Origin of the sequence: Gracilibacillus phocaeensis (assembly GCF_900626275.1) — a bacterium.
Lineage (GTDB): Bacteria > Bacillota > Bacilli > Bacillales > Amphibacillaceae > Gracilibacillus > Gracilibacillus timonensis.
This window is the reverse complement of sequence record NZ_LR131143.1, coordinates 1-19,369: the sequence shown is the minus strand read 5'-3', so window position 1 is coordinate 19,369 and position 19,369 is coordinate 1. Positions and strand designations below refer to the sequence as shown.

Genomic DNA, 19,369 nt, shown 5'->3' with positions numbered 1-19,369 from the left:
TTCACAAAGTCGTTCCTAAAATAATTGTATGTATTTTCGTTCGAGCGGAGGCTAATGATAAGTAGCACATATGCCAGAAATCGAAACGGCAAAAATGTACACTTATGTCATTTCTCTAACTTGGATATATTAGAAATAGCGATGAAAATGATGATAATAAAGATGAGATATAGATAGTAAAAAGGAGTAGAATAGAATAGTGACAAATTTTAATCAACTAGGTATTTCAACACCCATTATGAAAGCATTGGAGAACATGGGATTTGAGGAAGCAACACCAATCCAATCACAAACAATCCCACTAGGAATGGCAGGGAAAGATGTCATTGGACAAGCACAAACTGGTACAGGTAAGACAGCGGCATTTGGTATACCGATGCTGGAGAAGATTGACCAAAGTCAACGAAAGATTCAAGGTCTTGTCGTAGCACCGACCAGAGAACTTGCTATTCAGGTAGCAGAAGAACTTCACAAGTTAGGGAAAATTAAAGGAGTACGTACATTACCGGTATATGGTGGACAGCATATGGAACGTCAAATCCGTGCCTTAAAAGATCGTCCACATATTGTCGTCGCAACACCTGGACGTTTATTGGATCACTTGCGTCGTCGTACAATTCGTGTAGATGAAGTGCATACGGCGGTTTTAGATGAAGCAGATGAAATGCTTAACATGGGTTTCATTGACGATATTCGTGATATCTTGAAGGCCATCCCTGAGGAAAGACAAACCTTACTATTTTCAGCAACGATGCCAAAGGAAATCCGTAATATTGCCACTACCTTGATGAAACAACCGGAAGAAGTAAAGGTAAAAGCAAAAGAAATGACCGTTTCTAATATTGATCAGTTTTTTGTAGAAGTTCATGAAAAGCAAAAATTTGATACGTTAACCAACTTATTAGATGTTCACGTGCCGGAATTAGCCATTGTTTTTGGTCGTACGAAGAAGCGTGTTGACGAATTGACAGAAGGATTGCAGGCTCGTGGATTTCGTGCAGAGGGGATTCATGGTGATTTAACACAAGGCAAACGTACGTCAGTCTTGAATAAATTTAAGTTTGGCAGAATTGAAATCCTCGTGGCGACAGATGTTGCCGCAAGAGGTTTGGATATTTCCGGGGTTACACACGTATATAATTTTGATATTCCGCAAGATCCTGAAAGTTATGTCCATCGTATTGGACGTACGGGGCGCGCAGGGAAAACAGGAGAAGCTATTTCCTTTATAACACCGCGCGAAACGCCACATTTACAATTGATTGAAAAAGTAACCAAAAGTAAAATGAAGCGTATGACTCCTCCTAGTTTCGATGAAGCGAAGAGAGGTCAACAACAGCTTACCGTTCAAAAGCTGATGAAAACCATTGAAAAGAAAGATTTACAGGACTATCGTGAGTCTGCAAGTGAATTTTTAGAAGAATATGATTCTGTAACAGTGGTTGCCGCTGCGTTAAAAATGTTAACAAAAGAAAGACGCCAAGCACCGGTAACACTTTCTTCAGTACAACCAGTTAGTGTGAAGAAGTCCCACAACAAAAAGGGCGGTAATAATAAATTCCGCAATGACAAGCGTGGGTATGGAAGAAAAGGCGGTAAGCCAGGTGGCGGACGCAATCGCAAGTTCCAAAATAAACGTAATAATAATCGTTAAGTCGGATATTAAAAAGGTAGAACTCATCACTTTGGATGAGTTCTACCTTTTTTTGATGGGAGGAAAGAATCTCGCGGACTGAAGAGAGTAAATCGGGTTCCACAGTCCATAAGAATGGATCTCGCGGACTGAAGAGAGCAAATCCTGTTCTACAGTCCATAAGAACGGACTGGAAAGCGCTAAATCCACTCCGGGCTCCATAAGAATTGCCTAACTTCCACCCATTTTATCGAAAAATCGTCAGAAAAATCTGGCAATCACACCGAGGGCTACGAGTATGATAAAGAACCAAAAAATGATTTTACGTATATAAGGCTGCCAGCGATAGCGTTTTTTATTCCAACGATTTGGGTCAAATCCGACACCGCCTGGTCGAACTCTGGGTCTTCGAGGGCGTGGAACAAAGGCTTTTACATTTTGCAGCACGATTGGTCCGAGCGCGAAACCGGCGATAAATCCAAATAAGTGGCCGGTGATATTGATATTGGGGCGTAGGAAAGTCATCACAAGGCCCACTGCAGAAATAATAAAAATCAATTGTGCACTTTGTTGGTCAATGAGCTTTTTTTCAAAGAAAATCATAAATATATATAAACCAAATAGTCCAAATATCGCTCCAGAAGCCCCGACGTGCGCATAAAATGGATCGGACACTACAAAAAAAGTAAGAACATTGGCAGCGATTCCTGCTGCAAAATAAACGAACAGAAATTTAACTTTACCAAGCATTTGCTCTAACGCAGGCGCGAATAAGATAAGCGAAAAAGAGTTGAAAATCAGATGAGCGATCCCTCCATGTAGAAAAATGGGGGTGACAAGCCGCCAATATTCCCCTTGTTCGATGCCATAATTGAACCCGACGCCTGTATAGTAGAGCCATTCCCCCCAGCCCGGTACAAGCGAGGTGAATAACCATATAACGACTTGCAATGCAACAATAATGGAAACGACAGGATAAAAACGTATAAAATCCTTAAAACCTTCTGTCCGAATAAACATAGCATACTCCTTTTACTTTTTCATTGATAAACCTCTCTTTATTTTAGCATACTGGCTGTTATTTTAAACACTTAAAACTGTAGGGGAAGGCTGATTGTGATCATTTTTCATTTTTTTGATAATAAGCTATACTAGCGATAGGAAAACTAGATGGGAATGAATGATGGAATGATAGAGGGAATTGGTATCGATATTATTGAATTACATAGAATCCGTGCTATCCTTGAGCGACAGCCGCGAATCGTGAGCAGACTGTTGACAGAAAGAGAACAAACTCGCTTGGCTGGCATGCATTCTGCTCAACGAAAAATTGAGTTTATAGCAGGCAGGTTTGCGGCAAAAGAAGCTTTTTCAAAGGCGCTGGGAACCGGAATAGGAAAAATTAGTTTTACTGACATAGAAATTGGGACGGATTATCAAGGAGCACCAATCTTAACATCGGCTGTTTTAGCGGGTGCTTCTTGCTTTGTATCTATCTCTCACAGCAAAGAATATGCAATTGCCCAAGTGATAATTGAAAGGGAATCTGCATATTAAGAGAGGTTGTCTCATACTATTTAATGCGGGTAGGAGGGAACAAGATGTACATCGTAACCGCGAAAGAAATGTACGAAATAGATCGGTATGCGATAGAAGAAACGGGAATAGCTGGGAAGATCCTAATGGAAAATGCCGGATCCAAGGTAGCAGGTGCGTTGTTGCGTGATTATCAACATTGTCACCAGGTAGCTATTGTTGTAGGAAGTGGTAATAATGGAGGAGATGGCTTTGTTGTTGGCCGTTATTTGCAGGAAAGTGGCTTGAAAGTAACGCTTTTTCAGGTGGTGGAGGATAAAAAAATCAAGGGGGATGCCGCCTATCATAAGCAATTGTCGCTTCAATCCGGCGTTACACTTGTCCATGTGGATGCAGTTAGCCAACTAAAAGAACAGTTGCTAACGTTTGATATCATCGTGGACGCCATCCTGGGAATTGGCGTTCAAGGAGATATTCGTCAGCCTATACATGGTATCATTGACAGCATCAACCAAACGCCACGACCAACGATTTCAATTGATATTCCAAGCGGACTTCCAGCTACAGATAGCGAACCTGTTGATATGGCGATTCAGGCAAATCATACCTATATCATTGCCGCTCCCAAAGTATCTCTTTTCTGTGAGCCGCTTCAAGGTTACTACGGCAGTTGGCAGGTACTATCCATTGCTATTCCGAATCAGGCTTATGTCCCGATAAAAAAAGGGGTATGGCAAGAACAGGATGTACTAGCTACCTTGCCGAGACGAGGTGTTTTTTCCCATAAGGGCTCGCATGGCAAAGGTGTGGTGATTGGTGGACAGCAGACAATGCCTGGTTCAATTGCCTTAGCAGCGAGGGCGGCACTTCGTTCTGGTGCGGGTTTGATAACAGCTGCTACAGTAGTAGCGAATATTCCAGTAGTGGCCAATTACTGCACGGAAGCGACCTATCAACCCCTAGCTAATATGACAGAAGCATTATCCGAAGAGGCTTTATCTGCTCTTGCTAGCCATGACGCGATAGCTGTTGGAATGGGAATGGGCAGGAATAACTCTCAGTTATTGCCCGGTTTGTTATATGATACGGATAAGCCATTATTGATTGACGCCGATGGGTTGTATCATTTAAAAACATTGCTGTCATCGAAGTGGAAACGAACGGCCCCAGTTGTGATTAGCCCTCATTATGGGGAGATGGCTATGTTGACCGATCAAAGACTGGAAATGGTGAAACAGGCACCGTTTACCTTGAGTAAACAATTTGCGGAGGAGCACCAAGTCTATATCGTATTGAAGGGCAAGCATACGATTATTACCAGTCCCGATGGCCAGCAAATTGTCAGCAGTCAAGGCAATGCCAGCTTAGCCAAAGGAGGGACAGGTGACGTATTGTCAGGCGTTCTGTTAACCATGCTTATGCAGCAGGAGAACGTGATGACTGCCTTGGCAAATGGCTGTTATCTGCATGGTCGTTCAGCAGAAATATTGGTCGAACAGCAGCACTCTGAGGTTGATTTGCTAGCTTCCGATGTCATTGAAGGTTTGTCGCAGGTGTTTCGTACATTATCTTAGCGTGTGATTGTTCCCTTTGTCCACTTTAGAGGAGACAAAGGAGAGGTAGCGCGATGAAAAAATATATCGTTCTGATGATGGCAATCATCTTAAGTTTGGTATTGGCCGCATGTGGGGAGAAGTCACAAGAGAATGTTGTCGAAAAACTGGAAGAGATAGCAGAGGATTTAACGAGCTATCAGTCACAAGCGATGATGACCTTGGAAACAGGTAAGGAGGAACAAGTTTATCTTGTAGAAGTCTCTCACCAGAAAGATGACTTATATCGAGTTCTGCTAAAGAATGAACAAGATGAAGAAGGTAGTCAGATTATTTTGCGTAATAATGATGGGGTATTTGTGTTAACTCCTGCTTTAAATAAGAGCTTTAAGTTTCAGAGTGAGTGGCCAAGCAATAATAGCCAGCCATATTTATTTCAATCGTTGATACAAGATATTATCAATGATAGCGACGCCCAATTTAAAACGACGGAGAACTATTTTGTATTTGAAACAAAGACAAGTTATGAGAACAATAGTAACCTGCCATTTCAAACGATTTACTTCGACAAGAAGACGTACACCCCAGTGTTGGTTGAAGTAATGGATCAAGACAAAAATTCATTGGTGAAAGTGGAGTTCAGCAGCTTTGAAATAGATCCAGAATTACCTGATAATACGTTTGACATGGAGACAAACATGACAAGCAGTATCTTTGGTGTACCTGTTATGGCGCAAGATGAATTACCTAGTCAGTTAAAGGTGCTGTATCCATCTGAGCATTTCGGGTCTGAGTTAGTAGAAGAAAATCAAATGGATACGGAGAATGGAAAACGAGTGATGTTGTCCTATCAAGGAGAGAAAAACTTTACTATTATCCAAGAAACACTGGATGTTTACCCAACCAGTGCTGTCGTACCAGAGACCGTTTCAGGCAATCCGGTTGACCTTGGATTTACGGTTGGAGCATTTTCAGAGAACTCGATTGAATGGCATCACCAAGGTGTCAATTATTTTCTGGCCAGTGAAGAATTGACGAAGGAAGAGATGCGTGAGGTTGCACGCTCGATGTCGACTGAGGAAGCGATGAAATAACATGTCTTTGATAACATACATCTGTCGTGAAGCTGTTGGGAAATAATAATCTCAACAGCTATTTTTTTCATAAACACTATGATTCATTCCCCTTTCTTTGCGCTGGCTGGATAATCGGTTTATAATGAAAGACGTGCTAACTTAAACAGAGGAGACATACAATGAATAAGAAATTTTACCGAGATTCTTGGGTAGAAGTGAATTTGGATCATATTATATATAATATACAGCAGCTTCAAAATCGATTACCAGACAAAACAAACATTTATGCCGTTGTTAAAGCGAATGGATATGGGCATGGAGATGTGGAAGTAGCGAGGGCTGCCTTGGCAGGAGGAGCAGATCGACTGGCTGTAGCTTTGCTGGATGAGGCCTTACATTTAAGAGAAGCGGGAATCACGGCACCTATCCTTGTCATGGGCTGGATTCGTCCAGAGGATGCGATAATAGCTGCTAACGATGACATCACGGTTACATGTTTTCAAAAAGAATGGTTGCAGGAAATACAGCAGTATGCCTTACCTGTTCCACTAAAGGTACATTTGAAATGGGATACTGGGATGGGCCGTATTGGCATTCGCGAGGAAGAGGAACTGGTTGAGATTTTGCCATACCTTGCACAAGATGGTATTGAGCTGGAGGGGGTTTTTACCCACTTTGCGACAGCGGATGAGGTTAGTACGGAACACTTTGAAGCACAACGAACGCAGTTTCAAGTTTTATGGGATGTCTTTCAAAGGGAATGGAAGGGGTCAAGTGTATTAGTGCATACCGGGAATAGCGCAGCAAGCATGCGTTTTCCAGAAAAAATGTTTGATTATGTTCGTTTTGGGATTAGCATGTATGGTTTATACCCATCGCCTGTGGTTAAAGCAGAAAGACCAATCGATCTGCAGCCTGCCCTATCCTTGCATAGCCGCCTAATTCACGTCAAAACGGTGGAAGCAGGGGCAGCCATTAGCTATGGAGCGACTTATGTAGCAGAGGAAAAAGAATGGATAGGTACGGTACCACTAGGGTATGCGGATGGAATCAAGCGTGCCTTGCAAGGGGCAGACGTATTAGTCAATGGAGAACGTTGTGAGATCGTGGGACGTATCTGTATGGATCAATTTATGGTTCGGCTGCCACGTCCTGCTCAGGTGGGCGATCAAGTAACCTTAATTGGTACACAAGGGAAAGAAATAGTTGAAATGGATGAATGGGCGGATATCTTAGAAACCATTAATTATGAAATTGCTTGTATGATCAGTTATCGTATTCCAAGAATTTATTCTGAAGCTCGCAACCATGAAAGTCTTGCTTCCGAGGATGTAAATTCCAGCCTTAGCTAAGGATACCACCCAATCAAAATCGAAAAAAGTGTCGAAATAAATCGATAAATAGTTGGCAATTGAAGAATCTGTAGAAAAATCAATAAAAAATTGAAAATCCCCTTTGCAATGCCTGTTTTTCAATGGTATCATAAAATTATTGAATGAATTAGGTATGTTTATGTCGGTGGAGGTGGATGGTTTTGTCTGAAGATCTGAAAGAAGTTGCGGTACGATTACCAAAAAACCTGCTGAATGAGGTGGATGGCTTAATGAAGAGTGAAAATAGTAATTTAAGTGATTTTATTTGCCAAGCAACCAAAACTTACTTGCAGGAAACAAAAAAGCGTCACATTCAAGAATCCATGCAAAAAGGTTATATGGAGATGGCCCATATCAATTTGAATATTGCTTCGGAAGCTTTTCAAGCGGAAGAGGAGGCAGAAAACACCCTAGAGCGCTTAGTGAGCGGGGTGTAGCTATTGAAGGTTAAAAGAGGCGACGTGTATTTCGCCGATCTCTCTCCCGTGGTGGGATCTGAACAGGGCGGTGTACGTCCTGTATTAGTTTTGCAAAACGATATTGGAAACCGTTTTAGTCCTACCGTGATTGTGGCGGCTATCACGGCTCAAATACAAAAAGCGAAACTACCGACGCATGTAGAAATTGACGCAGAAAAATACGGATTTGAGCGAAATTCCGTAATCTTATTGGAACAAATAAGAACGATTGATAAACAACGATTAACAGATAAAATTACACAATTAGACAATACCATGATGGAAAAAATTGATAAAGGTTTAGAAATCAGCTTAGGCCTAACTGATTTTTAAGCCAACGACAACTAGAGGCCCTTGCTTTCAAATGATGAAAGGCAAGGGTGTTTTTTTTATCAGATAGGAAAGTATATCATTTTGCATGAATAAATTCTTATTCAGGAACAGCCGTGTCCAGCTCCAAGCGCCAAAAACTAGGAGATTTCACGACACGCCCTACGATAAGTCAACATCGACTCCTCACGTCGCCGTGTTTCCTTTATCTCAGTTGCGTCGCTCCAATCTCTACGTTTTTAAGAGGGCGCTTTGCGCTTTTCGTTATCTCGAGGCAACTTTATCAATAGTTCAACAATAGAAAAGTTTTGAACATGTTAGGTGATAAACCTAACAGTTAATAATGACCGAATAATCTAGCTAACATTCTTTAGGGGCTGCAAAGGGCATTCTCTACTAACGAAGTTTCATTAGTGAAAGAATTTATGAAACCGCTTTGCCGATCCCCTTACTAGGTACTATCCAACATGTGTAATTCATATAAAGCATATCTTATGATCCTTATGGACAAGTTCAAGTGCTTGATGTATGTTGATACGTCCAGCATGTGCATAGCAACAAAAAGAAGAAGAGATAATTAATTCAAACATCCAGGAAAGCAACAATCTAAAGAAACCATATCGTGCCGTAATTTTAGTTTCTTATTTTGCCTATAACAATGAAAGTAGTTCAACTGCTGCTTTTGATTTTATTGGGGGTCAATAGATAGCAGTGAATCTAAAATAGAAAGGGAGGATTGTTATAGCTGATAGATACTCCCAAAATTTTTATGGTTCATGAGGATTACTGAAAGGGACCTAAGCTGGTGGAAGATGTGTCATTTTTGGAAAAGCTTGGAGGGATGCCGTCACAAAACACTGGGGGTAAACGAAATGCTATCATGAAACGGCATATTTTGTAGAATAACGGAAGAAAACAATAAAATAAAACACTCGAAATATAGGGAATTAGAAGGATTGCTATCCTATCAATCGTCAAAATGCATTTTTTGTTGTAAAATTAGAGATATAGAATCATGATGGAGGTTATGAAATGCCAGAAGTTTTACGAAAGATTGTTATATCTAATAGTGACGTCATCTCGAAAAATTGGCTGGAGGAGATAAAGGCAAAACGAGAATCAGATTATACAACTAGTATCTCAGATAGCTTGTATCACACGACGAATCAAGAGTTTATTAATGTGATTTTTTCTAGTATCAACCGCCAAGGGAATACGGGTGCCATGGACGATTTTGCTGAGCGATTGATTAACCTTGGCTGGCCACTCAGCTATATCACGGATGGTTTACAGACCTTTCGCAGGGTAACGATTGATTTTATACTGAGCCAGTCGGAACAGGTGGATACCGAAGAATTCTCTCGTATTTTGAATATTGTAGAGAACTGGGTGGAGCCGATAATCAATCAGTTGGTCAACCAATATTCCGGCAGTTGGGAACATACGGTATCTTTACAAAGATTAGCGTTAAGAGAATTATCGGCGCCTTTAATTCCAGTAATGGATAACATTACGGTGATGCCACTGGTAGGAACGATAGATACGGAAAGGGCAAAATCGATTATGGAAAACTTGCTGGAGGGTGTGATGAAACATCATGCAGAGGTGGTATTAATTGATATTACTGGTGTGCCTGTAGTAGATACAATGGTAGCTCATCATATTATTCAAGCAGCAGAGGCAGTGCGATTGATTGGATCCAAATGTATATTAGTAGGTATTCGTCCGGAGATAGCCCAGACCATTGTTAATTTAGGGATAGATTTAACCAAGTTTCCAACTAAAAGCACGTTAAGAAAAGGTTTTGCGACAGCACTGAAGGAAACGAATCGGGAAATTGTTAACTTAGAAGATTCGAATGAAGATGTTACGAAGATTCTAAACTCATTGAAATAAGGGGGGTGCTACTATGAGAATACCAATATTAAAGTTACACAATTATCTATTGGTATCCATTCAAATAGACTTGGACGATCAAACGGCAATTGATTTTCAAGAAGATTTACTCAATAGGATACATAAAAGTGGCGCAACGGGAGTGGTAATTGATTTAACATCTGTAGAAATCATTGATTCCTTTATAGCAAAAGTATTAGGCGATGTTGTGTCTATGTCAGATTTAATGGGAGCGAAAGTTGTTTTAACCGGTATACAGCCTGCTGTTGCAGTAACGCTGATCGATTTAGGTATACATTTACAAAATGTTCCTACAGCTCTTGACTTAGAACAAGGCTTAATGAAACTTCATCAGGAGCTTGAGGAGTGATGACGATAACTAAGTCGAATGTTCAGATTAGAAAAGAGTGGGATATTGTTGGTGCCAGACAAATGGGACGAGAACTTGCCAAAGATGTTGGATTCGGAACGGTCGATCAAGCACGAATAGCTACAGCAGTGTCAGAGTTAGCGCGTAATATATACCTTTATGCTGAGAAAGGTCAGATTATTTACGAAATTATAGAAGACATCAACAAAAAAGGATTAAAAATAATTGCTACAGACGATGGACCAGGAATACAAGATGTCAGCAAGATAATGGAAGACGGCTTTTCCACTTCGGGGGGACTTGGAGCTGGACTGCCTGGTGTAAAACGGCTAATGGATTATTTTGATATCGACTCTGTTCCAGGGAGAGGGACGAATATCATTACTGTAAAATGGGTTCGTTAGCATAACGCAAAAAGAGATTCCGTCTTTTCATTTTACTCCTAGTTTAGCAAAGTGAAGATACTTTGCAGTGGTTCAGGATAGTAGTAGTTAGGAGGTCATAAATGGAACCTTATCAAATGAATTTTAGCAATTATCGCAGCTTATTGAAGAAATATATTGAAACAGAAGATGAATCATCGTTATATCAGGCGGAACAATTTAGCAAGTTATCCATGCAACACAACATTTCTCCGGAAGAGATTGTTAATATTCACATCCAGGCATTACAGGAAATTTATCCTGATATGCCTGGAGATATTCATACGGCAATGAACTTTCTATTGGAAACGATGATTTCTTATGGACTTGCCTATCAAGAATTCCAATCTTTGCGTGAGAAACAAGTGGAATTGGAATCCGAGATATCGATTGCTGCGAATATGCAACAAACACTGCTGTCCACGACAGTACCAGATGTGGAAGGGCTAGAAATCGGGGCCGTCAGTGTACCCGCTCATCGAATGAATGGTGATTATTTTCATTTTGTTACAGATGGTTCCAAAAACATTGGAATTGCCATTGCCGATGTAATTGGGAAAGGCATTCCGGCAGCATTGGCCATGTCTATGATCAAATATTCACTAGACAGTTTTCCTGACACGATGCGCAGTCCGAGCATTACCTTGGAGAATCTAAATCGAGTGGTAGAACGGAATGTCGATTCGAGTATGTTTATTACGATGTTTTATGGATTATTTAATTATGAAACGAATGTATTATCCTATTCGTCAGCTGGCCATGAGCCAGGTTTTTATTATTGTGCAGCGAAAGATGAATTTATGGAGATCAAAGGAAACGGAATTGTGTTAGGTGTCCTGGATCAAACAAATTATGAAGAATTTGAAGTGGAGATGTCGGACGGGGACATGGTGGTGTTATTAACAGATGGTGTCACGGAATGCCGTTTGGGTGATAACTTTATTGAATCCAATGAAGTGCTTGAGGTGATCAGACAATATATGCACTTACCGGCACAAGAAGCGGTGGATAGTGTATTTCGTCATTTTGAGCGATTGCAAGAATTCCAATTAAGGGATGATTTTACACTGATTTTTTTGAAGAAGTAAGTTTACTGACTGGAGTACAAGGGTAATGATGAAAGAAGCCTAGTTCGTGGTGTGTTACTAAAGGAGGTTGCTTGTGAATTTAAATATGGAAGTGCACGATAAAGGTGAAATACAAGAATTAAAATTATTTGGTGAAATTGATGCTTATACTGCTCCAGATTTAAAGGAAACAATTTTACCATTGACGCATAAGGAAGGAATGACGGTGTTAGTAGACTTAGCGCAAGTGAATTATATGGATAGTACAGGATTAGGGGTATTTATTAGTGCCTTGAAATCAGCAAATGAGCATAAGTGTGAGTTGCGCCTGGTATCCTTGCAAGATCGAGTTCGCCGTTTATTTGATATTACAGGGCTAGACAGCATCATTACTATTGACTCAACAGTACGAGGTGGGGAATAAAATGGAACCGTTTGACTTCATTGAACTAAAAGTTCCGGCAAAGGCAGAGTATATAGGTGTAGTGAGATTAACCACATCCGGTATTGCTAATCGCATGGGTTTTCGGTATGAAGATATCGAGGATCTAAAGGTTGCTATATCGGAAGCGATGTCCAATGCTGCGGAGCATGCGTACGGAGAGGAACAAGGAGAAATTACGGTAGGGTTTGGTTTATATAAAGATCGTTTAGAGGTTATGATAGCTGATCGGGGGGAAAGCTTTGATATGGAAGAAGTGAAAAAAAACGTAGGCCCCCATCAAGCTGTTCCTTCGATCGAAGATTTGCGTGAAGGAGGTTTCGGTCTGTTCTTAATTGAGGCACTAATGGATAAAGTAGAAATCAAAAATGACTATGGTGTAATTGTATTAATGACTAAATACCTCCATGAAAATGAGGTGGATATTAATGACGACCAAATCTCGACCACACAATAATCGTGAGGATGAGATTTACCAATGGATCCAAGAATTCCAGGAGAATCCTGATAATCAAGAGATTCAAGAGAAGATTGTTTTAACCTACCAGAAGTTGGTTCGATCCCTCGCTCGTAAATATGCTAAAAATGAAATCATTTACGAAGATCTCGAACAGGTCGGTATGTTAGGGTTGCTGGCAGCGATTAGAAGGTATGATCCAGAAGTAGGTAAATCATTTGAATCGTTTGCGATCCCCACGATTATAGGTGAAATTAAACGATTTATCCGGGATAAGACATGGAGTGTCCATGTTCCTAGGAGAATCAAAGAGTTAGGGCCAAGAATTAAGAAAGCGACAGAAGAATTGACCGCAGCCAACCAAGAATCTCCAACGGTAAAGGAAATTGCGGATTACTTAGAGGTTTCGGAAGAAGAAATGTTAGAAACGATGGAAATGAGTCAAAGCTATAATGCCCTGTCCGTAGATCGGAAAATCGAGGCCGACTCGGATGGAAGTGAAGTGTCTATCCTTGATTTAGTAGGAAATGACGAAGCTGGTTATGACTCTGTCGATCGTAAGCTGCTGTTAGAAAAAATACTGCCTATTTTAAGTGAAAGAGAACAACAGATTTTGACTTACACCTACTTTGAGAATAAGAGCCAAAAGGAAACAGGAGAACTACTTGGTATCTCTCAAATGCATGTGTCTCGTATCCAGCGTCAGTCACTTAAGAAATTGCGAGAGGCCTTACAGTCTGAAAATATGGGGGTCATTCGTTAATGAATTACGGTCAGCATGTCGAGGTTTCTATCTTTCAGAAGCCGAAGCAAGGAAACTTTTATTGTGGCGATAGCTACTATTATAAAGAATTTCCTGATCGTTTTATTTGTGCCTTGGCCGATGGTTTGGGCAGTGGAGAATATGCTCAGGAATCCTCACAAATCGTTATGGATGTGATAGAGGCGAATGAACATGCCTCCGTAAATGAGATTATGAAGAAAAGTAATCAAAAGTTATTAGGAAAACGAGGTGCTGTATTAGGAGTGTTGCAACTTGATTTTGTAAGTGGGAGTTATACCTATTCCTCCATTGGGAATATCGGTTTAATGACGGTGACTGCTGATGCTATTAAAAAGCGGAATATCCCACAAGTAGGTTATCTAAGTGGTTATCATCGACCTTTTAAAGTCATGACAGACGATCTGGAAGAGGATATGGTTTTTATTATGTTCTCGGATGGTGTTACCGCTAAAGAGTTAACGACTCCATATTTCTTACATAAAGAGGTGCAACGTATAACAGAGACATACGACAACCTATATCAGCACAAATTAGATGATGATACCACATTAATTGCAATGAAATATACAGGTAGTGTAAAAAACAACACTGCCAAACGTTTAAAGTAGAAGAATGATAAAGAAAAGGGGGAGAGGAACGATCTCTCCTCTTTTTTGTATGATTAGAAAAGCATAGAATCCTAGGCATAATAGGATTTGGAATGATTTTGACCTTGAATGAACAAGGGTGCCGATAAGATAGATTATGTTAAGTAGACTCCTTATGTGGCAGTTGACTTTGTCCGTTTTTTTGTGCTAAGCGAGCGCTCCGGGAATATGCTGCGCTTTTACCCACAGGGCATAAGTCAACAAGCGACTCGAGTAAAGAACACTCTCGCCGTGTTTCCTATACCGTGGGGCCGGCTTCAGCTAACTTGCAAAAGAAGAGCACTTTTACAAGTGGATCTTCAGCTCGTCCTGGTCCCACAGGAGTCTCCGCATATTCCCTCCGCTAGATGGAGTACAACAATGGTTGTTACTGCAAGGAGGAAGCATTCTAGGTACCTAGACAATGTTGTAGCAAAAGAAGAAGATCGTCAACTGATTCCATGGTATAAATATAAAAGTCATAACGTAGGATCGAATCGTTCTCAGAAAAAGGTTATGCGGTTTACTTATTGGCAGAAATATAGTGCCTGGAACGCTTCATCCTAGCAGTCATTCGATTGTAGTACCACTACCCAGCGGAGGAAATAGGTGGAGACTCCTGCGAGAAAAGCGCAGTGTGAAGACCCCGCAGGAAGCGGTTTTGGCTGACGAGGAGGCTGAGCCAAGCTCGCGGAAAGCGAAACCTATTTCCGGAGCGTTTCCTAGCACTGACAAACAATCAACTTTACTACATGGAATAATGGAACTAGATACTTAACATAATCTATCTTATCGGTAGTTCCGTATCTTCTTTTCATTAATAATAAAAAGATAAAACGATATCCTTTTTTCTAAATATTAAAAGACACATCTATGAACCAATCCATCCACTGCTTTTGTTCTTTGCGGCAGTTTTTGATAGAATAAAAGAAGTTCGATTGGAGCACGCACTTGAAGGAGGAACTAGGTTGGTGAATACAGAAGCATATCAACAATTAATCAATCATGTAACAAAAAGAACACAAATTAAGCAGCAAACCGTACAAAGTGTTATCGGTTTATTAGACGAAGGAAATACCGTGCCTTTTATTGCAAGGTATCGTAAAGAACAGACAGGTTCATTAGATGAAGTACAAATAAAAGATATTCAAGACGCGTGGAGCTATGTCAACACATTAGCCGACCGTAAACAAGAGGTCATTCGCCTCATAGAAGAACAAGGGAAGTTAACCCCTGAACTAAAACAAGATATTGAACAAGCGACACAACTGCAGAAGGTAGAAGATTTATATCGTCCATATAAGCAAAAGCGTCGTACAAGGGCAACGATTGCCAAAGAAAAGGGCCTAGAGCCTTTAGCTACGGAAATATGGGAGCAACAAGCCATCGATATGGAACAAGCGGCACAAGCCTACTTATCTGAAGAGCATGAATTGCATACGACGGAGGATGTCTTGCAAGGAGCACAGGATATTATCGCAGAGCTTATCGCCGACGAGCCAGCCTATCGTGAACAAATACGTAAGCAAACACAGCAAAAAGGTTTGATTGTTTCTATCTTGAAGAAAGCAGAATTGGACGAGAAAAAAGTCTTTGAGATGTATTATGAATACAGCGAATCCGTCAATAAGATTGTGGCCCATCGGATTTTAGCCTTAAACCGGGGTGAAAAAGAAGATGTATTACGAGTGACGATTCAGCCACCGGTAGAACAGATTCAGGCCTATCTGGAGAAACAAATCATCACACAAATGGCTGACGCTGTAGTGAAAGAATGGCTCATCCAAGTGATCGAGGACAGCTATAAACGTCTGATCCAGCCATCTGTTGATCGAGAGATACGTACCCATTTAACCGAAAAAGCGGAAGAACAAGCCATCGATATTTTTGCCAAGAATCTAAAGAGCTTGCTCCTGCAGCCACCACTGAAAGGAAAATATGTATTAGGAGTCGATCCGGCTTTTCGTACAGGCTGTAAGCTGGCGGTTGTGGATGACACCGGTAAAGTCAAGGCCATTAATGTGATTTATCCAACAGCACCCCGGAAAGATATAAAAGGGGCAACCAAGCAAGTGTTGGAATATATCCAAACTTTTCCAATTGAATTAATTGCGATTGGGAATGGTACAGCTTCTAGGGAGACAGAACAATTTATTGCCGATTTGCTGGAGGAACATCAATTAGATCAATCCTATATCATTGTGAATGAAGCCGGGGCAAGCGTGTATTCTGCCTCCAAATTAGCACGGGAAGAATTTCCTGACCTGCAAGTGGAAGAAAGAAGTGCCGTATCCATTGCCCGACGTATTCAAGATCCATTGGCCGAATTAGTAAAAATTGAACCAAAAGCAATTGGAGTAGGACAATACCAACATGATGTTAGCCAGAAACGTTTAACCGAATCACTGACTTTTGTGGTGGAGACCGCTGTGAATCAGGTTGGGGTAAATGTAAATACAGCATCTTCTTCCTTATTGCAATATGTATCTGGGCTTAATAAGACGGTAGCGAATAATATTGTGAAGTATCGGGATGAACAAGGTAAGTTTACTAATCGAAAGCAATTAAAAGATATTCCAAGACTTGGAGCAAAGACATACGAACAGAGTATTGGTTTCTTACGTGTTCCAGATGGGGAGGAGCCGTTAGATCGAACGCCAATCCACCCAGAGTCTTACTCGGCAGTAAAGAATATCCTGACAACCATTCATTGTTCCGTTGCTGATTTAGGGACCGATCAGTTAAAAGAGGCCGTTCGTCAGCTGGATACAAAGGAAATAGCTGAACGACTAGCTATAGGGGTGCCTACCTTGCAGGATATTTTAAAGGCATTAATCAGTCCCAACCGTGATCCGCGTGACGACTTACCAAAACCTTTATTAAAGAAAAACGTATTATCGATGGAAGATTTGCAGCAAGGTATGGAGTTACAAGGTACGGTTCGAAATGTCGTTGATTTCGGCGTGTTTGTTGATATTGGTGTCAAACAGGATGGACTCGTGCATATTTCTAAAATGTCCAACAGTTATGTCAAACACCCAATGGACCTAGTGTCTGTCGGTGATGTCATTACGGTATGGGTGGATCAGGTCGATATCGACAAGCAGCGAATTGCCCTGTCAATGATAGAAAAAGGTTAATGCCCTTCTTCCTTATCACGATAAAAATACCAGCATTGATTGAGTAAACATATTTGATATTTATTTTTGGTGTAAAAGGCCTTCCTCAACTGTTTTTTTAACCAAGAAGGCATAAATATTCCTCCTTATATGAATGATGGATAACTTAGTCTATGCACAATAAAAGGTGGGTGTGAATAGATGAGTCCTATGACGCAAACGGAGTTAGAACAATTAACCAAGGATATATCTTGTCGTTTTTTTGAGAAACCATTTCTGGATCAAGTGACCTTCAATCCACGATTACGAACAACAGGTGGGCGTTATATTCCTGCCAAACGTTTGATTGAGTTAAATCCGAAATACTATGTAGAGTTGGGATATGAAGAATTGGTTGGTGTGATTAAACATGAATTATGTCATTATCATCTTCATATAGAAGGAAAAGGTTATCAGCATCGTGACGCTTCGTTTAAGCAATTATTAAAACAGACAGGTTCGCCTAGGTTTTGTCAGATGCTCCCTTCGATAAAAAATCGGTATAAACATTTATATCAGTGTGAAAGCTGCCAGCATGTTTATAAACGACAGAAAAAGGTTGATACCAAGCGATATCGCTGTGGTAAATGTAATGGCCGATTAATTATGATAAAAAATGAACAGAAGTATTGACGAGCGAGCATAAGTTGTGATAAATTGTATTGGTGTCACTTTGAATTGCGAATATTAGCTGTTTAAAGTGATATCAATCGATTTTGAGAAAGACTATTGACAACTTTGACGGAATATTGTAATATATTTAACGTCGCTGATAACAATTACATTAATCCACAGTAGCTCAGTGGTAGAGCAATCGGCTGTTAACCGATCGGTCGTAGGTTCGAATCCTACCTGTGGAGCCAGACGGAGAAGTACTCAAGTGGCTGAAGAGGCGCCCCTGCTAAGGGTGTAGGTCGTGTAAGCGGCGCGAGGGTTCAAATCCCTCCTTCTCCGCCATTATTTTTTATTGGCCCGTTGGTCAAGTGGTTAAGACACCGCCCTTTCACGGCGGTAACACGGGTTCGAATCCCGTACGGGTCATAACAGACAATTACATAGGTCCGGTAGTTCAGTTGGTTAGAATGCCTGCCTGTCACGCAGGAGGTCGCGGGTTCGAGTCCCGTCCGGACCGCCATTGTTGGGCTATAGCCAAGCGGTAAGGCAACGGTTTTTGGTACCGTCATGCGCTGGTTCGAATCCAGCTAGCCCAGCCATTTTTCTTTTCATTTATTCGTCTTTGGACGAATATACTATTCGATTGACTTGATCGACTTTTCACAAACGTAAATTCAGTTGGTCAAAACGGTTCGTATAAGCTTTTGAATATAGGATCATTTCCATTGGGAGCCATTAGCTCAGTTGGTAGAGCATCTGACTTTTAATCAGAGGGTCGGAGGTTCGAATCCTCCATGGCTCACCATTTTTTGCTGATATAGTATTAGTATAAAGCGGTCGTGGCGGAATGGCAGACGCGCTAGGTTGAGGGCCTAGTGGGTGAATAACCCGTGGAGGTTCAAGTCCTCTCGACCGCATTGATTGTTTGAAAGATCTGAGTATCTGTCAGCATAGAGTATGCGTCACTGATGTATTTCTTTCATTGAAAGTTATTGACTTATATAATAAAAATATGTTATATTAATAGACGTCGCTTTAATAAGCGCCCGTAGCTCAATTGGATAGAGCGTTTGACTACGGATCAAGAGGTTAGGGGTTCGACTCCTCTCGGGCGCGCCATTTCGGGAAGTAGCTCAGCTTGGTAGAGCACTTGGTTTGGGACCAAGGGGTCGTAGGTTCGAATCCTGTCTTCCCGACCAGCCGATAGATTTAATTTATTATATTGCGGGTGTAGTTTAGTGGTAAAACCTCAGCCTTCCAAGCTGATGTCGAGGGTTCGATTCCCTTCACCCGCTCCATTCATAAATGGGCCTGTAGCTCAGCTGGTTAGAGCGCACGCCTGATAAGCGTGAGGTCGGTGGTTCGAGTCCACTCAGGCCCACCATTTATACCATTGATCATTGAAAACTGAACAAAACAACCAGTATGTGTAAGAAGAAAAGCAATAAGCTAGCTTGTCAAAAGCGAGCACAAGTACAAACTATATTGAGAGTTTGATCTTGGCTCAGGACGAACGCTGGCGGCGTGCCTAATACATGCAAGTCGAGCGCGGGAAGGCAGCGGAACTCTTCGG

19 protein-coding genes, 11 tRNA genes and 1 rRNA gene are annotated in these 19,369 nt (G+C 41.1%); 29 read left to right on the top strand and 2 right to left on the bottom strand.

Translation table 11 applies throughout. The annotated features are described in order from the left end of the window. Nucleotides 1-199: 199 nt before the first annotated feature. Entirely contained in the window at nt 200-1,654 is a 1,455-nt protein-coding gene (gene cshA / locus E0E32_RS04570; protein ID WP_066187474.1) for a degradosome RNA helicase CshA, read from the top strand. Between the two features lie 240 nt (nt 1,655-1,894). Here the strand turns inward: cshA and E0E32_RS04565 are convergent, their stop codons facing one another. Continuing rightward, entirely contained in the window at nt 1,895-2,653 is a 759-nt protein-coding gene (locus E0E32_RS04565; RefSeq protein ID WP_130859112.1) for a rhomboid family intramembrane serine protease, read from the bottom strand. 168 nt (nt 2,654-2,821) lie between these two features. Here E0E32_RS04565 and acpS point away from each other — a divergent pair, with 168 nt between their 5' ends. The 15 genes from acpS to E0E32_RS04490 all read left to right on the top strand — a co-directional run bounded on the left by acpS (nt 2,822) and on the right by E0E32_RS04490 (nt 17,163). Next, complete coding sequence (acpS, locus tag E0E32_RS04560; RefSeq protein ID WP_066188955.1) at nt 2,822-3,190, top strand: holo-ACP synthase; 369 nt, start codon at nt 2,822-2,824, stop codon at nt 3,188-3,190. 44 nt (nt 3,191-3,234) lie between these two features. Continuing rightward, nucleotides 3,235-4,743, top strand: coding sequence for an NAD(P)H-hydrate dehydratase (locus E0E32_RS04555; protein ID WP_130859111.1), 1,509 nt, complete (start codon nt 3,235-3,237; stop codon nt 4,741-4,743). 53 nt (nt 4,744-4,796) lie between these two features. Continuing rightward, nucleotides 4,797-5,816, top strand: coding sequence for a LolA family protein (locus E0E32_RS04550; RefSeq protein ID WP_130859110.1), 1,020 nt, complete (start codon nt 4,797-4,799; stop codon nt 5,814-5,816). A 161-nt stretch (nt 5,817-5,977) separates the two neighbouring features. Beyond that, the gene (gene alr, locus E0E32_RS04545) at nt 5,978-7,150 is read left to right on the top strand and encodes an alanine racemase (protein WP_130859109.1); all 1,173 of its coding nucleotides are present in this window, start codon (nt 5,978-5,980) and stop codon (nt 7,148-7,150) included. Nucleotides 7,151-7,326: 176 nt separating this feature from the next. Beyond that, nucleotides 7,327-7,608, top strand: coding sequence for a CopG family ribbon-helix-helix protein (locus E0E32_RS04540; RefSeq protein ID WP_066187458.1), 282 nt, complete (start codon nt 7,327-7,329; stop codon nt 7,606-7,608). 3 nt (nt 7,609-7,611) lie between these two features. Beyond that, the gene (locus E0E32_RS04535; RefSeq protein WP_066187451.1) at nt 7,612-7,962 is read left to right on the top strand and encodes a type II toxin-antitoxin system PemK/MazF family toxin; all 351 of its coding nucleotides are present in this window, start codon (nt 7,612-7,614) and stop codon (nt 7,960-7,962) included. 1,029 nt (nt 7,963-8,991) lie between these two features. Next, nucleotides 8,992-9,855 (top strand): RsbT co-antagonist protein RsbRA, encoded by an 864-nt coding sequence (locus E0E32_RS04530; RefSeq protein WP_066187449.1) that lies wholly within the window; start codon nt 8,992-8,994, stop codon nt 9,853-9,855. A gap of 13 nt (nt 9,856-9,868) precedes the next feature. Then, the gene (locus tag E0E32_RS04525; RefSeq protein ID WP_066187446.1) at nt 9,869-10,225 is read left to right on the top strand and encodes an STAS domain-containing protein; all 357 of its coding nucleotides are present in this window, start codon (nt 9,869-9,871) and stop codon (nt 10,223-10,225) included. Beyond that, nucleotides 10,225-10,629, top strand: a complete 405-nt coding sequence (locus E0E32_RS04520) for an anti-sigma regulatory factor (protein ID WP_066187442.1) — start codon at nt 10,225-10,227, stop codon at nt 10,627-10,629. The genes E0E32_RS04525 and E0E32_RS04520 overlap by 1 nt, the downstream gene beginning before the upstream one ends. A 101-nt stretch (nt 10,630-10,730) precedes the next feature. Continuing rightward, the gene (locus E0E32_RS04515) at nt 10,731-11,735 is read left to right on the top strand and encodes a PP2C family protein-serine/threonine phosphatase (protein WP_066187437.1); all 1,005 of its coding nucleotides are present in this window, start codon (nt 10,731-10,733) and stop codon (nt 11,733-11,735) included. 73 nt (nt 11,736-11,808) lie between these two features. Beyond that, nucleotides 11,809-12,138 carry an STAS domain-containing protein gene (locus E0E32_RS04510; RefSeq protein ID WP_066187428.1) on the top strand — a complete coding sequence of 110 codons (330 nt, stop codon included), beginning with the start codon at nt 11,809-11,811 and terminating at the stop codon, nt 12,136-12,138. Nucleotide 12,139: 1 nt separating this feature from the next. Beyond that, nucleotides 12,140-12,613, top strand: coding sequence for an anti-sigma B factor RsbW (gene rsbW, locus E0E32_RS04505; RefSeq protein ID WP_066187426.1), 474 nt, complete (start codon nt 12,140-12,142; stop codon nt 12,611-12,613). After that, entirely contained in the window at nt 12,585-13,376 is a 792-nt protein-coding gene (gene sigB / locus E0E32_RS04500) for an RNA polymerase sigma factor SigB (RefSeq protein WP_130859108.1), read from the top strand. The genes rsbW and sigB overlap by 29 nt, the downstream gene beginning before the upstream one ends. Further along, nucleotides 13,376-14,005, top strand: coding sequence for a SpoIIE family protein phosphatase (locus E0E32_RS04495; protein ID WP_130859107.1), 630 nt, complete (start codon nt 13,376-13,378; stop codon nt 14,003-14,005). The genes sigB and E0E32_RS04495 overlap by 1 nt, the downstream gene beginning before the upstream one ends. A 989-nt stretch (nt 14,006-14,994) precedes the next feature. Next, nucleotides 14,995-17,163, top strand: coding sequence for a Tex family protein (locus E0E32_RS04490; RefSeq protein ID WP_392388576.1), 2,169 nt, complete (start codon nt 14,995-14,997; stop codon nt 17,161-17,163). Here the strand turns inward: E0E32_RS04490 and cmpA are convergent. Then, the gene (gene cmpA / locus E0E32_RS04485; RefSeq protein WP_130859106.1) at nt 17,160-17,276 is read right to left on the bottom strand and encodes a cortex morphogenetic protein CmpA; all 117 of its coding nucleotides are present in this window, start codon (nt 17,274-17,276) and stop codon (nt 17,160-17,162) included. The genes E0E32_RS04490 and cmpA overlap by 4 nt on opposite strands. A gap of 67 nt (nt 17,277-17,343) precedes the next feature. Between cmpA and E0E32_RS04480 the strand changes: the two genes are divergently transcribed. The 13 genes from E0E32_RS04480 to E0E32_RS04420 all read left to right on the top strand — a co-directional run. Next, nucleotides 17,344-17,814 carry a SprT family protein gene (locus E0E32_RS04480; protein ID WP_066185562.1) on the top strand — a complete coding sequence of 157 codons (471 nt, stop codon included), beginning with the start codon at nt 17,344-17,346 and terminating at the stop codon, nt 17,812-17,814. A 155-nt stretch (nt 17,815-17,969) separates the two neighbouring features. Beyond that, nucleotides 17,970-18,044, top strand: a tRNA-Asn gene (locus tag E0E32_RS04475). A 3-nt stretch (nt 18,045-18,047) separates the two neighbouring features. Further along, nucleotides 18,048-18,138: transfer RNA gene (locus E0E32_RS04470), tRNA-Ser, on the top strand. 12 nt (nt 18,139-18,150) lie between these two features. Beyond that, a tRNA-Glu gene (locus tag E0E32_RS04465) sits at nt 18,151-18,222 on the top strand. A 17-nt stretch (nt 18,223-18,239) separates the two neighbouring features. Beyond that, nucleotides 18,240-18,316, top strand: a tRNA-Asp gene (locus E0E32_RS04460). 4 nt (nt 18,317-18,320) lie between these two features. Further along, nucleotides 18,321-18,395: transfer RNA gene (locus E0E32_RS04455), tRNA-Gln, on the top strand. A 130-nt stretch (nt 18,396-18,525) separates the two neighbouring features. Next, nucleotides 18,526-18,601, top strand: a tRNA-Lys gene (locus tag E0E32_RS04450). A gap of 28 nt (nt 18,602-18,629) precedes the next feature. Further along, nucleotides 18,630-18,713 (top strand) — tRNA-Leu (locus E0E32_RS04445). A gap of 125 nt (nt 18,714-18,838) precedes the next feature. After that, nucleotides 18,839-18,915: transfer RNA gene (locus E0E32_RS04440), tRNA-Arg, on the top strand. Nucleotides 18,916-18,918: 3 nt separating this feature from the next. Beyond that, nucleotides 18,919-18,995: transfer RNA gene (locus tag E0E32_RS04435), tRNA-Pro, on the top strand. Nucleotides 18,996-19,020: 25 nt separating this feature from the next. Continuing rightward, nucleotides 19,021-19,094, top strand: a tRNA-Gly gene (locus E0E32_RS04430). 9 nt (nt 19,095-19,103) lie between these two features. After that, a tRNA-Ile gene (locus tag E0E32_RS04425) sits at nt 19,104-19,180 on the top strand. A gap of 97 nt (nt 19,181-19,277) precedes the next feature. Beyond that, nucleotides 19,278-19,369, top strand: a 16S ribosomal RNA gene (locus E0E32_RS04420); the annotation flags it as partial.

What these genes read in the sequence shown, in the direction of transcription:
- E0E32_RS04565 (WP_130859112.1), bottom strand. Translation starts at nt 2,653, where the DNA reads ATGTTTATTCGGACAGAAGGTTTTAAGGATTTTATACGTTTTTATCCT.
- acpS (WP_066188955.1), top strand. Translation starts at nt 2,822, where the DNA reads ATGATAGAGGGAATTGGTATCGATATTATTGAATTACATAGAATCCGT.
- E0E32_RS04555 (WP_130859111.1), top strand. Translation starts at nt 3,235, where the DNA reads ATGTACATCGTAACCGCGAAAGAAATGTACGAAATAGATCGGTATGCG.
- E0E32_RS04550 (WP_130859110.1), top strand. Translation starts at nt 4,797, where the DNA reads ATGAAAAAATATATCGTTCTGATGATGGCAATCATCTTAAGTTTGGTA.
- alr (WP_130859109.1), top strand. Translation starts at nt 5,978, where the DNA reads ATGAATAAGAAATTTTACCGAGATTCTTGGGTAGAAGTGAATTTGGAT.
- E0E32_RS04540 (WP_066187458.1), top strand. Translation starts at nt 7,327, where the DNA reads ATGGTTTTGTCTGAAGATCTGAAAGAAGTTGCGGTACGATTACCAAAA.
- E0E32_RS04530 (WP_066187449.1), top strand. Translation starts at nt 8,992, where the DNA reads ATGCCAGAAGTTTTACGAAAGATTGTTATATCTAATAGTGACGTCATC.
- E0E32_RS04525 (WP_066187446.1), top strand. Translation starts at nt 9,869, where the DNA reads ATGAGAATACCAATATTAAAGTTACACAATTATCTATTGGTATCCATT.
- E0E32_RS04520 (WP_066187442.1), top strand. Translation starts at nt 10,225, where the DNA reads ATGACGATAACTAAGTCGAATGTTCAGATTAGAAAAGAGTGGGATATT.
- E0E32_RS04515 (WP_066187437.1), top strand. Translation starts at nt 10,731, where the DNA reads ATGGAACCTTATCAAATGAATTTTAGCAATTATCGCAGCTTATTGAAG.
- rsbW (WP_066187426.1), top strand. Translation starts at nt 12,140, where the DNA reads ATGGAACCGTTTGACTTCATTGAACTAAAAGTTCCGGCAAAGGCAGAG.
- sigB (WP_130859108.1), top strand. Translation starts at nt 12,585, where the DNA reads ATGACGACCAAATCTCGACCACACAATAATCGTGAGGATGAGATTTAC.
- E0E32_RS04495 (WP_130859107.1), top strand. Translation starts at nt 13,376, where the DNA reads ATGAATTACGGTCAGCATGTCGAGGTTTCTATCTTTCAGAAGCCGAAG.
- cmpA (WP_130859106.1), bottom strand. Translation starts at nt 17,276, where the DNA reads ATGCCTTCTTGGTTAAAAAAACAGTTGAGGAAGGCCTTTTACACCAAA.
- E0E32_RS04480 (WP_066185562.1), top strand. Translation starts at nt 17,344, where the DNA reads ATGAGTCCTATGACGCAAACGGAGTTAGAACAATTAACCAAGGATATA.